The 12,086-nt window shown below is 61.0% G+C and carries 13 protein-coding genes; 4 read left to right on the top strand and 9 right to left on the bottom strand.

The window, feature by feature from the left end; translation table 11 throughout:
• Positions 1 to 3: 3 nt before the first annotated feature.
• The 6 genes from ACN9MO_RS20085 to ACN9MO_RS20060 form a co-directional block, all read right to left on the bottom strand.
• The gene (locus ACN9MO_RS20085; protein WP_113132439.1) at positions 4 to 1,650 is read right to left on the bottom strand and encodes a Na/Pi cotransporter family protein; all 1,647 of its coding nucleotides are present in this window, start codon (positions 1,648 to 1,650) and stop codon (positions 4 to 6) included.
• 17 nt (positions 1,651 to 1,667) lie between these two features.
• A complete protein-coding gene (locus ACN9MO_RS20080) occupies positions 1,668 to 1,961 on the bottom strand; it encodes a MurR/RpiR family transcriptional regulator (RefSeq protein ID WP_113132438.1) in 294 nt (97 codons plus the stop codon).
• Between the two features lie 2 nt (positions 1,962 to 1,963).
• Positions 1,964 to 3,664, bottom strand: a complete 1,701-nt coding sequence (locus tag ACN9MO_RS20075; RefSeq protein WP_113132437.1) for a metallophosphoesterase family protein — start codon at positions 3,662 to 3,664, stop codon at positions 1,964 to 1,966.
• Positions 3,657 to 4,277, bottom strand: a complete 621-nt coding sequence (locus ACN9MO_RS20070; protein ID WP_057249321.1) for a dual specificity protein phosphatase family protein — start codon at positions 4,275 to 4,277, stop codon at positions 3,657 to 3,659. The genes ACN9MO_RS20075 and ACN9MO_RS20070 overlap by 8 nt, the downstream gene beginning before the upstream one ends.
• A 61-nt stretch (positions 4,278 to 4,338) precedes the next feature.
• Entirely contained in the window at positions 4,339 to 5,178 is an 840-nt protein-coding gene (locus tag ACN9MO_RS20065) for an inositol monophosphatase family protein (protein WP_057249322.1), read from the bottom strand.
• 85 nt (positions 5,179 to 5,263) lie between these two features.
• The gene (locus tag ACN9MO_RS20060; protein ID WP_057249323.1) at positions 5,264 to 5,740 is read right to left on the bottom strand and encodes an Lrp/AsnC family transcriptional regulator; all 477 of its coding nucleotides are present in this window, start codon (positions 5,738 to 5,740) and stop codon (positions 5,264 to 5,266) included.
• A gap of 125 nt (positions 5,741 to 5,865) precedes the next feature.
• Here ACN9MO_RS20060 and alr point away from each other — a divergent pair, with 125 nt between their 5' ends.
• The 3 genes from alr to ACN9MO_RS20045 are packed head-to-tail and all read left to right on the top strand — an operon-like array spanning position 5,866 to position 8,689.
• Positions 5,866 to 6,999, top strand: coding sequence for an alanine racemase (alr, locus tag ACN9MO_RS20055; RefSeq protein WP_113132436.1), 1,134 nt, complete (start codon positions 5,866 to 5,868; stop codon positions 6,997 to 6,999).
• Between the two features lie 27 nt (positions 7,000 to 7,026).
• Positions 7,027 to 8,277 (top strand): D-amino acid dehydrogenase, encoded by a 1,251-nt coding sequence (locus ACN9MO_RS20050; RefSeq protein WP_057249325.1) that lies wholly within the window; start codon positions 7,027 to 7,029, stop codon positions 8,275 to 8,277.
• A 34-nt stretch (positions 8,278 to 8,311) separates the two neighbouring features.
• Complete coding sequence (locus tag ACN9MO_RS20045) at positions 8,312 to 8,689, top strand: RidA family protein (protein ID WP_057249326.1); 378 nt, start codon at positions 8,312 to 8,314, stop codon at positions 8,687 to 8,689.
• A gap of 97 nt (positions 8,690 to 8,786) precedes the next feature.
• Here ACN9MO_RS20045 and ACN9MO_RS20040 read toward each other — a convergent pair whose 3' ends face one another.
• From ACN9MO_RS20040 to ACN9MO_RS20030, 3 genes are all read right to left on the bottom strand, one after another.
• A complete protein-coding gene (locus ACN9MO_RS20040) occupies positions 8,787 to 9,485 on the bottom strand; it encodes an alpha/beta fold hydrolase (protein ID WP_113132435.1) in 699 nt (232 codons plus the stop codon).
• A gap of 364 nt (positions 9,486 to 9,849) precedes the next feature.
• Positions 9,850 to 10,302 carry a DUF2721 domain-containing protein gene (locus tag ACN9MO_RS20035; protein WP_113132434.1) on the bottom strand — a complete coding sequence of 151 codons (453 nt, stop codon included), beginning with the start codon at positions 10,300 to 10,302 and terminating at the stop codon, positions 9,850 to 9,852.
• A 243-nt stretch (positions 10,303 to 10,545) separates the two neighbouring features.
• On the bottom strand, positions 10,546 to 10,920 hold the full coding sequence (locus tag ACN9MO_RS20030) for a hypothetical protein (protein WP_425987441.1): 375 nt from the start codon (positions 10,918 to 10,920) through the stop codon (positions 10,546 to 10,548).
• A gap of 477 nt (positions 10,921 to 11,397) precedes the next feature.
• Between ACN9MO_RS20030 and ACN9MO_RS20025 the strand changes: the two genes are divergently transcribed.
• A complete protein-coding gene (locus ACN9MO_RS20025) occupies positions 11,398 to 11,910 on the top strand; it encodes a tetratricopeptide repeat protein (protein WP_057249407.1) in 513 nt (170 codons plus the stop codon).
• The last annotated feature ends 176 nt before the right edge of the window (positions 11,911 to 12,086 follow it).

The raw sequence follows: 12,086 nt of genomic DNA, 5'->3' as shown, positions 1-12,086 counted from the left end.
TCCTCAAGAAGCCGCCGGCCTGATGCGGCTGTCGATCAACAGTCCGCTTTGATCCAGGATCGGATGCGCAACCGACGCGATATGCGCATTGATGCGCTTCAAGTCGCGCAACATGTCGAGATGAAGCGAGCTGGTTTCGATGCTTTCGGCGCGTCCGTCGCGTAGCCGTTGGAGATGCCGTTCGGCCGATTGCCGCTCCAATCTGCGAACATCTTCTTTCGCTTCGACAAGGCGGCGCGCCATGGCGTTGTCGCGCGTGGCAAATACCGCCTGCGCCATGCGCAGGTTGTCGATCGTGACCGCGAACAGCCGCGATAGTTCTTCGTGGCCGTCGCGGGAAAAGGTAAGGCCTCGAGTAATCTTCTTCGCGAGTTCGGCCAACAAACCCTTTTCGATGATGTCGCCGATGTGCTCGAGGTTGATGGCATAGTCGACGATGTCCGTGGCCCGGCGTCGGTGCTGGTCGCCGATTTCGGTCTGGCCCACGCGGGAGACATACACCTTAATTTCGTGCTGAACGCGATCGACCCGCCCCTCGAGCGCACTGATCGTCGACAGCTTGGAAATGTCCGTCTGCTGTAGCGCGTCGTTTGCCTGCACGAGCATGCGCTCGATCATGTCCCCGACGCCGAGGACCTCGCGGCTGGCGCCAGCGAGGGCTGCAACAGGTGTCTGTAGATCGCTCTGTTCCAGAAACGACCGGCCATTCTCGGCTTTAGCCGGGTCCGGCAAAAGCCGCGTGGTCAGGCGAGAAAGCGAGCCAGTGAAAGGAGCAGCCAGGACCGCCAGCGCAAGATTGAAGCCGAGATGCGCGTCGACCGGCAGCTTGTCGTGCGACAGGGGCAACAGTTCGAGCAATTGGGCTGAATAGCCAGCGAGCGGCAGCGCCAGAAAGCAACCGACCGCCCGTACGATCAGGTTACCAACCGCAACGCGCCTGGCGCTCAGCGCTGCAGGCAGCGTGGCCAGCACCGGCGGCACGGCCCCGCCAAGATTTGCGCCGAGCACAAGGACGATGAGCAGACCTGTCGAAAGGTGCCCGGACGCCGCAAGCGAGAGGATCAACACCACGATCGCGAGGCTGGACGAGGCAAGCACGGCGAGGACGGCGGAGATGATGAGGGCGACCGGCCAGGCGTTGTCGAGCAGCGCGAGGAAGGCCGAAAGCGCGGCCGATGTGCGAAGCGGCTCCGTCGCGGCGCCGATCAGATGCAGCGACAGCAACATCAGCCCGATGCCCACAAGGGCAGCACCTGCCCCCTTGCGTGCGTTCGAGCTTCCACGCCCCACGACAAGGCCAGAAAGCAACAGAAGCGGCGAAAGCCGACCCACGCCCATTGCGACGATCCAAGCAGTCATTGCCGTTCCGACATTGGCGCCAAGCAACACCACTTGCGCCATGTGGGGCAGGATGAGGTCACGCTCGACGAAGGACGCGACCATGAGGGCGGTGGCGGTCGAACTCTGAAGTGCGACGGTCGCGACAAGGCCGGCAAAGAAGGCGCGCGGACCATCGCGCGTTCCGGTCGCCAGGCCCGCCTTCAGGCGAGCACCGAAGGCGCGCTGCATGCCGTCACGCACCAGACCGAGACCGAACAGAAGCAGGGCCACGGCGCCGAAGAGATTGATGCTGACGATCGCCGAATCCATGGCCTCTCCCCTGAACGCTACTGTCTGCCGCGCTTCAACTCGGCCCGGAAGAGCCGCTGAAACGCCGCGTAGCTTTCGAAGCCAAGATCGCTGACCAGGCGCATCACGGTCGTCGTCGAGACACCACTGCGTTCGGCCACTTCGCGCGCACTCGCAAAGGCGACATCATAGGGGTGAGCAAGCACGAACTTCGCCACCTCGAGGCGCCCGCCCTTCAATCGCCGAACGCCGAGGCGGCAGAACTCTCGCAGTTCGATGAAGGTCGCAGGCGCGGCGGTGGAGGTCGCGCGGACGGACAACTGATGCGTCATGTTCAGGCCGCCTCCTCTTTCGCGGACGCGTTCTCAATGCGGATGCGAAGACCGCCAGCCTCGGCGCGATCGAGGAAGGCGTCAAACGCGCCGAAGAAGATCGAAAGGAACCCGTCCGTCGAGCCATCCCAGCCGCTTTCCGGAGGGCGCCCAAACCGTTCAGCGAGTGCGCGATAAAGCCAAAGGCGTGGCGCGGGAATTTTGTCGAGTGCAAGCACCGAGGCCTGCCGCAGGCAATACCAATCGGCGATCAGCTCGAGCATATCGAGGCGAGCCAACTGACCGGCATCTTCGAGCGCGCATGCCGCGACCACATCTGTTATCGTGCCGGGACCACCGAGGCGTTCGCAGACACCTTCGACAGTGAGCCCGGAAATTTCGTCGACGACTTCCTTCGGCCATTCCTTCGGGAAATAGCGGTGCTGGACCAGAGCACGCTTGTGCGCCTTCAGGAGCGCTCCGTAGTCAGACGGATCAAAGGCGGGATCAAGGTTTTCTTCCAGTTGCGCCATTTCGCGTCGATAGCCGTGCAGGATGCGCGGATCGACAGCAGTGGAATACAGTTCAATAGTTTCAACCAACAAATCCGATGCGGATGACTCGACAACCTTGAAGGCTGGTGGAAAGGCCACCAGTGACGGCACGGCAATATTGGTGAGTTGCCGACCGCCCCGTTCTCGGCGTGTGACGCCCTCGACATGCAGATGTCCGCTGAAATGCACCGTCATCCCGCCGTCGATGAGCACTTCCGCGACGGCCTCGCGTGGCGTCCTACGGGCAATGTTGGTCTCGCCGAATAGCACGCCTTCGGCTCCCGTCGCGCCGTCGAAGGGGTCGAGCACCGGGTAATGCGAGAAGGCAAGAAGCGTTTTGCCGAGCCTCCTGGCCCGCGCCGATACGTCGGCGATCCACTCGATGATGAACGCCTTCAGCCTCAAGAGTGCGTTCCAGCCGGCGCCGGTACTGTCGACGAAGGCGGCCTCGCCGCCCTCCTCGAACGTTCCGTCGCGCGGCTCGAACACGTTGGCATCGATCATCATCAGCCAGAGGCCGGGCGCCGGCTCGACCAAATAGGAAGCGTCCATCAGCGTGTAGCTGTTTCGGCCATCGGAGGATGAAACCTGATATAGCCGGTCCTCGGCCTTGTCCGAGGTGCCGAACGGCGTCTCCCAATGGATGTCGCCGGGCCTCCGGAAGTATCCGAACGCGGCCATGGGGGCGAGACCCTTCGGATATCCCTCACAGTACATCAGCGGCGTTGCGTACGTACCAGGGCCAGCCTTCTCGCCGTCGCTCGTGACAATGACCCTCGCGGCGTTCGCACCAAGGAACTGCTTCGTGTGATGGCGCCCCTTCGGGCCGAAGATGTCGTGGTTGCCGGGAAGCGCATAGAAGCGCGTATCGTGCTCGCGTTCGTGTCGCTCCAGGATGGCGCGCAGCCGTTCGGTGGTTTGCCTTTGGCCGTCATCCGTGTAGTCGCCGAGAAGGACGACATGCCGGATGTCGCGCCGAAGCACCTCCGCAAGCGCCTCGTCCAATGCCTTCGCACTCTCGTTGAAAACGCGGGTGGACTCGCGGGTATCGGCCCAGCTTCTGATGGCAATCCTCTCGCCATCGACCTCGATGGCGGGAAATTCGAAGTTACCCTCAAGATCATGAAAGTGAGCATCGGCAATGACGGCGATCCGCGGCAAATCAGCCATTGGAATTGACCTGCGCACGCGATGTTTCGACGAGATCGATCCAGGCGGAGGCACGCCTTGCCGCTTCGTACAGCATGGGCTTCGGCGTCTCGAACCATTCGTCCTGCCTCAGTTCGCGGTGCTCCCGGATGTGGGCGACTGCGGCGTCCAGCGTTGGAAACAGATGCGGCTGTTGCTTGTGCAGAAAAAGCGCCACCAACGATACGGAGCGACTACGCCCACCGCGGCAATTGACCAGAATGTTGCCGCCGTCGACGAATGGGTAGGTTGAGCGTTTCGGCATCGTCTGGCGCAAAGCGCCATCGAGAATGTAATAAGCGCCGAGCATCATCGTGTCCGGGCTGCCGTCACCGTCAATCATGCCGAGCTTGTAGTAGCGTATGTCGGCGTAACCACTCGCACAGAGGTCATCGTTGACTGCAATTTCCTCTTCGCGCACCAGATTGATATCCAAGTTGACCGCGCAATTGACGACGATGGTGATCCCGTGGCGCTTGAGCAGATCCATGTCGCGCGCGCCGTCGCTACCGCCGATATAGAGATCGGCGCTGTGCGGTCCGAGCCCTTTTGCGATCAGACTGATTGCGGGGCGCGCATATACCGGTGCATTCATTGGTGTTTCCTTCTAGGGCGGCGAACGCGTCGTTCGGCCGGTGATCCCGCCATTCGTTGATTCAGGCCGATTGAAGCGCAGCCGTCATTTCGCGGGCGCTGACCGGAATGCCCGAAGCCTCGCTCACACCAGCAGCGATGGCCGGTGTCGACGCAAGCACCGGCCCTCCCTCCTGAAGGCTGCCGATCTCCATGAAGGGGCACACGACGCCGCCCGCTTCGGCCACGAGCAGGAGCCCGGCGAGACAATCCCATGAGTTCATATGCAATTCCACATAGGCGTCCGAGCGCCCGTCGGCAACATAGGCAAGCGCAAGTGCGCCCGACGCGCCGCGTCGGACATTGGCTCCTTTGGCGAGCATCCCCCGCATGGTTTCGAGGTAGGCCTCGTCCGGCACGCGGCGTGACCATCCCATTTCGATGGAGGCCGCATCGAATGCGACCGTCGACGAGATGCCGATGGGTTTTTCGTTCAATGTCGCTCCAGCCCCCCTTCGACAAAAATAGAGTTCGTCCTGAGCGGGATTATAGATGGCGCCGATCTCTGCCCTGCCCCGCTCCACATAGGTGATCGAGATGCAGAAATGCGGGATCCCGCGCGCAAAATTGGCAGTGCCATCCACCGGGTCGACGACCCACATGCGCTCGGCGATCAAGCCGCCGCCTTCCTCTCCCAGAAATGCATCGCCAGGGAAGTGTGTCGCAATCGCCTGACGGATGTGAGCCTCGGACGCAGCATCGGTCTCGGTCAGAAAGTCCTGAGGGCCCTTCAACGAGAAGCCGCGCCTGAAACTCTCTTTGAAACCGGCGAGCACCAGCTCGCCAGCGGAGCGAATGACGTCCCGACATAACGACGCTCGCCCTGCGAGATCATTGGAATAGTGCGGATTTTGATCGTTCATCAGTGGGACTCCAGTGCACACGCGTGCACATTTGCACGCGTGTGCACGGCGCGCAAGCAGAATCTGCGCCGCCGCCTCGTCGTCTCTACGGCCGCATGGGGCGCTTAGTACTGGTTCGCGTCGCGAGCACGTTACGGATCGCAAAACTCGAATGTATTCGCGAAACACCGGGAAGAGCCGAGAGGATTTCCTTGTGAATGCGCTCGAACTCACCGGCATTGGCGACTTCGACGCGCAATAGATAATCCGATCCGCCCGTCATCAGGAAACACTCCTTTATTTCGGGGTGCCTGCGTATCGCCGCCTCGAAGCGGTCGAGGTATTCCTCGGTCTGACGATCGAGCGTGATGTTGATGATCACGGCGATGGTGGCTTCGATGTTCGATGTGTCCACCAGCGCAGTATAGCCGCGGATAACTCCAGCCTGCTCCATCAGTTTTATGCGCCTGAGGCAGGCCGATGGCGAAAGGCCGACTTCGGCGGCAAGGCTCGCATTGCTGCGTCGGGCATCGAGACGAAGCAGGCGAAGAATGTTGCGGTCTATCGCATCAAGTGCGGCCATTGCAGATTATTCCAATTTATCATCGTTTCTTTCAATGAACATGATTTCACGCAACGATCAATCATTCTTTCCTTGGCAATTTCACGATCGTTTCACTAATCTCCCGGCAACATGGGGAGGCTGGAATGGACGCGGCAATACAGGCAAGAAGGCAAGGTACGGCGACCGCCATGGGCGGCGCATCGGGCTATCTGACCATCGATCTAGGGGCCATTGCTCGCAACTATGAAAAGCTGGCGGCTGAGGTAGCGCCTGCGCGCGCAGCCGCAGTCGTCAAGGCGGATGCCTATGGGCTCGGCGCCAACCGGGTCGCCGCCAGGCTTTACGAACATGGTTGCCGTCACTTCTTCGTCGCCCAATTTGTTGAAGCCCTGCGCCTGCAGCCAAGTCTCGCCGCGGACGCGACCGTCTACGTGTTGAACGGCCTCCAGCCCGGCAATGAAACTGCCTGCGCCGAGCATCGCATCGTGCCGGTCATCAATTCGCTGGAGCAGTTGCAGCGCTGGAGCGAGACTGCGAAGGCGCTCGGCGGCAAGCTGCCGGCGGCTCTGCAATTCGATACCGGCATGTCTCGCCTCGGCGTTCCACCGGCAGAACGCGCCGCCGTTGCTAGCCTGCTGGCGGCAAGCGGCGGCATTGATGTCCAGTTCATTATGAGCCACCTCGCCTCCGCCGACGAGGCCGAGAACGAGCAGAACGGAAGCCAGCTCGCCGAGATGAACCGCATCACGGCCGAATTCCCCGAGTTCCACCTTTGCTTCGCCAATTCGGGCGGCATCTTCCTCGGCAGGCCCTATCACGGCGTACTTGCCCGTCCCGGCATCGCACTCTACGGCGGTGCGCCGACCGCCAACCAACCCAATCCGATGGAACCCGTCCTGCGCCTCGATGTGGCTATCGTGCAGACCCGCACCGTGCCTGCCGGCGCGCGCGTCGGCTACAGCGGCACCCATATTGCCGCGGGAGAAACCCGCCTCGCCACCATTGCCGCCGGCTATGCCGATGGCCTTCCGCGCAGCCTGAGCGGCCGGGGCGCGGTCTATTGCGACGGCATTCGCATGCCGATCGTCGGCCGGGTCTCGATGGACAGCATCACCATCGACATCTCCGCTTTGCCGGGCGGTCGCCTGCATCTTGGCAGCCTTGTGGAAGTGCTCGGCTCCAATCAGGCGCTTGAAGACATTGCGCGCGACGCCGGTACCATATCCTACGAAATCCTGACCGGCCTCGGCCAGCGCTACGAGCGGCAATACCGCTGACCCCTTCTCTTCTCCCGTGAGGACACCATGAAAGTTATCGTTCTCGGCGCCGGCATCATCGGCGTGACCTCGGCCTACCAGCTTGCCAAGGCAGGACATGAGGTGACGGTCATCGACCGTCAGCCCGGTCCCGCCCTGGAGACGAGCTTCGCCAATGCCGGCGAAGTCTCTTTCGGCTACTGCTCGCCCTGGGCCGCGCCCGGCATTCCGATGAAGGCGATGAAGTGGCTGTTCATGGAGCATGCACCTCTGATCCTGCGCCCGAAGGTCGACACCGCCATGCTGTCGTGGATGGTGAGGATGCTCTCCAACTGCACGTCCAAGCGCTACGCCATCAACAAAAGCCGGATGTTGCGCCTCGCCGACTACAGCCGCATCTCGCTCGCCACACTGCGCGCAGAGACCGGCATCGCCTATGACGAGCGGATGCAGGGCACGCTGCAATTGTTCCGCACGCAGCAACAACTCGATGCGTCCGGAAAGGACGTCAAGGCACTCGCCGCCGACGGCATTCCCTACGAGGTATTGGACCGCGACGGCTGCATCCGGGTCGAGCCGGCGCTGAAGCATGTTCGCGAAAAGATCGTCGGCGGCCTGCTGACGCCGAAGGACGAGACCGGCGATTGCTTCAAGTTCAGCAACGCGCTTGCGAAAAAGGCTGAAGAACTCGGCGTGCGCTTCAATTATGGCAGCATCATCCGTGGCCTCGACGTCGAGGGTGGCCGCATACGTGGTGTCGTCACCGCGCACGGAACGCTGCAGGGCGACGCCGTTGTCGTGGCGCTCGGCAGCTTTTCGCCGCTGCTCGTCAGGCCGCACGGCATCCGTCTGCCGGTCTATCCGGTCAAAGGCTATTCGCTGACGATCCCGATCATCGACGCGTCGCGCGCGCCGGAATCGACTGTGATGGACGAGACCTTCAAGATCGCCATCACAAGGCTCGGTGATCGCATCCGCGTCGGCGGCATGGCCGAAATCTCCGGCTACACCAACGATCTCGGCGAGCCCCGCCGCCTCACACTGCAGCATTCTGTCACCGACCTCTTCCCCGGCGGCGACGTGTCGAAGGCGAGCTTCTGGTCGGGCCTTCGCCCGATGACGCCGGATGGCACGCCGGTCATCGGTGCGACGAGGGTCGCGGGCCTCTATCTCAACACCGGTCACGGTACGCTCGGCTGGACGATGAGCTCCGGTTCGGCCCGGGTGATCGCCGATCTGGTCAGCGGGCGCAAGTCTGAGATCGACGCAACCGATCTCGCAATAGCTCGCTACGCTTAAGCAGCTCTCTTAATCACTTTCGAGGAAACAAATCATGATCCAGGAAATCCACACAAACGACGCGCCGGGCGCCGTCGGCCCTTTCTCCCAGGCGATCAAGGTCGGCAATCTGCTGTTCGTCTCCGGCCAGCTGCCGATCGATCCGGCAACCGGCGAATTCAACTCGGATGACGCGATCGCGCAGGCCGATCAGTGCCTCAAGAACCTTGCCGCCATTGCGGCCGCCGCCGGCACAAGCCTCGCCAACACCGTCAAGACGACGGTCCTTTTGACCGACCTCGGCAACTTCGCCGAAATCAACACGGTCTATGCCGGCTTCTTCTCCAAGCCGTTCCCCGCACGCGCCTGCTACGAAGTCAGCGCGCTTCCAAAGGGTGCAAAGGTCGAGATCGAGGCAGTCATTGCGCTCTAAGCGCCTCGGGTAGCAGACGTCAATCAAATGGGCGGCCAACACCACCGCCCAACCTCTCCAGGCATGGCGCGGCTTGATACCACGCCAACAGCGCTCATCAGTATCCGGCGCGTTGTTGTTCGAGCCATTCCCCTATCACGGCGGCGAGGCGCTGCGGCGCCTCCATAGGAACCATGTGTCCGGTGTGTTCGATAATTTCGAAGCCTGAGCCGGCGATGCCCTGGTGAAGCTCAAGCGCTTCGGTTCGAGACCTCAATCGGTCCTGCTCCCCCGCGATGACGAGGGTTGGACACCGGATCGTTTTCAAATCATCCCGTTCGTCTCGTCGGTCGATCATCGACTGCCTGCGAAACACGTCGCCGCCCAATCGCTGCCCTGCCGCCTGGATGCGGGCAATGATGTCCACCCGCTCGGCATTGTCAGGGTGCAGCGACGAGACCACAGCCGTCCTGCTCAGCCCCTTGAAGACGGCACTGCCAGTCTGTCCAGCGATTGCTTTCTCCCGCTGAAGCTCGACATCACTGTCGCCGCGTGCGGATGTTGCGATCAGGATAAGGGCGGTTACCCGGTCGGCAGCCTGCCGGACGATTTCCCGAGCCACGTAGCCGCCCATGGAGAAGCCGACGAGCACGAATTTGGACGGCGCTTCCCCGAGGGCGCGGCGGGCCATAGCCGGTATGGAACTGTCCTGCGAGAGATCAGCGTATGTGGCGGGGCCAAATTCGCTCAGCGCGGGAACCACGTCACGCCAAAGATCGGCGTCGAGCATGAAACCCGGAACCAGAAGCATCGCCATATTTCGCCACCTCGCCGTGCACGTTGAGTGACGGTATTGGAAGAAAGGGGCGAGTCGTCAAGGAAGGACCTCGCTTCGAGCCAAAAGCCGACACGAGGAAGTTCAGTTCGGGATCCCTCCACGGTCGGCTATTCCGGCGACCTGACCTGGCGCAGCTCCGGGCTTGAAAACCGCATGCTGGCGCGAATTCTGCAGGTGAACATTGCCTGGCTTCTCGATGGGCAAGGCAGAGGTCCTGCCGAGGCGAGGTAAAGCTCAACGTGCAAACGTGGGAACGTCTTCATGACTCGGTCCGGACGCTCCAATGCTACCCGAGATAGCCGGGAACGGTCTGCCTTCGCAGCCGACCGTCATCTCGCGAAGCTCAATCGGGCCCGGCAGCCGACTGATCCATTCGCATCTGGCGCAGCATGTTCCTCCCAGCGATGAGCATCTCAAACAAGAACGCCAAAAGCGATACGATGAGCGAGACGATCGCACCGCCGAAGAACCAGAAGAGATTTTCCTCGCGGAACCCGAACGCGAGCGCGCCGGCAAGCAGGTTAAGGATCGCGCAGCCTGTACAGATCGCAGCCAAGGTTCCCAACGCGACCGCTATCTCCAGGGCAAAGGTTCGCCTGCGCAGATAGTCCAGTTGTATGCGCCGCGCCTCACTGTCCCCATCCTTTTCCCCCACCTCATTGACCCGATCCGAGACCCTGCCGAGACGTGTCGCATAGACATTGACAAAACCGGCTGTACCGGCGAGCAGGAAGACGGGCGCCAGGGACGTCTGGATGATCGAGGCCAAGTCGTTGACGATTGCTGGTGGCTCCATGAGTGCTCTTAGTAACTTCCGCGCAGGAGTATTCGCCTTGATGTGAGTAGGGTCCGATCAACCTACAGCCGCAAAAATAGACAATTTTCCGGCGGCAGATCAGACGACTTGCCGCAGCTCCCTTGCCGAGAGCCGCCTGCTTGATCGCATAACATCAGATCAATGCGTGAAGCGATATCCTCGATCCCGGATATGAAGTTCGTGAATTCTCGTTGAAAAGACATCCTCGGCAGGCTCATCATTTCATTTGGTGCAATGACGAGCGAAACGGATGCTCTTGATGAGCGCCGCATGAGCGCTAAGGCAGGCCAAGAGGATCAGAACGAACAAGGCGAACGCCACAGACGAGCCATCGACGAATGACCAGCCAACTGGCGGAAGTTGCGAAAACGAAACACTGGCGAGCCCGGCGCTGTTTTGCGATATCTGAAGTACAGCGAGCCCGGAGGCGATGAGCGCCGCGTGCGCATGAATGAAGCGAAGCTGAAGATTTCGCTCCGGCCGAACCGCGAGATAACCGCCAACGGCGGCGGCGACAAGAAGCGTAAAGGTCACGCCCCAAAAGACCATGTCGGAAGCGGTCACGAGCGTCAGTATAAGCGTGCGCGTCGTCGGCAACATGGTCGTGTACAAAGCCCAGGCGAGCGGGCTGGACGGAGTGTTGCCAAGCAGCGCGACACTCAGAAGCGAGATGGTTGCGAGCAAGCAGGCTCCGCAGGGCCCAAGTCGAATGATTGTCAGCGCTAACGCTCGCATGGCTCCGTTCCTTCATGCCCGTCCACCCGATGTGGGATGTGTGAGACATAAAATATAAGATGATGCTTAATTGAGGCTTACGGGATTGCAGCCTGGATTCGGAATATCTCGCGGTTTCACGGGGCCGCCCTCATCGAAGTCTGTCGGCTCCAACCCCTTGATTTGCGGGGCTGAAAGGCGAAATTACGGAGGCAGATGCGGCCGGCCAGCCGGCATGTGTCTCTTTATTGCGACTCTCAGTTTCAATTCTATCTTTATTAGTTATTTTTCTGGAAGATTTCCGGTGAGCTCATTTCTAGGCGAGGCTAGGATGCCCGCAATCGGGGGAATGTAATGGAAATGTCTCGGAGCAAAATAGGCCGCGTTACGCTGCTCGCGGGGGCGCTGTTGCTAGGCGGGTGCCAATCGGATGCACTCGACGATGTCGCTGCCTTCGGCGATAGCGCGAAAACGCTCAACGATGATTCGGCGGTCGCCTTCTATAAGGACGATGAGCTGGTGACCACGGGCAAGCTCCAGTTCCAGGAGAAGAACTACGGAAAGTCCTACGCGATCTACAAGCGGGCGGTTGAGGTCTTTCCGCGAGATCCTGCGGCATGGCTGGGCTTTGCGGCCTCGTCCGACATGGTTGGTCGCTTTGATACGTCGGATCGTGCCTATGCGCAGCTTTCTAAGATGATCGGTGGTACAGCCGTCTACTACAACAATATCGGCTATTCCCATCTGCTGCGCGGTGACCTGCCCGGGGCTCGAACCTACTTCCTGAAAGCATATGAGATTGACCCTTCGAACGAGACCACGGCGAGGAACCTCGAACTGTTGAAGAACAGCGTCAAATACGCCCAACGGTAAGGACCTGACGCCACCGACTCAGGTCCGCCAGGCGCCAAAGCGCTTGGGTGAGTTCCCTCATGCGGTTTTGTTTCACGCTGAACGAGGTGGTGGTATCGCTGGCGCATGCGAAGTGCGCCGAGCCAACACGACAGCTATTGCCTCGGCGGCTTCGGTTTAAAGAATTTGCGGGGCGA

It is taken from the genome of Ensifer sp. R-19 (genome assembly GCF_049905105.1).
Taxonomy (GTDB): Bacteria; Pseudomonadota; Alphaproteobacteria; order Rhizobiales; family Rhizobiaceae; genus Ensifer.
Note: the sequence above shows the minus strand (reverse complement) of the source record. Positions and strands in the feature narration are given on the sequence as shown.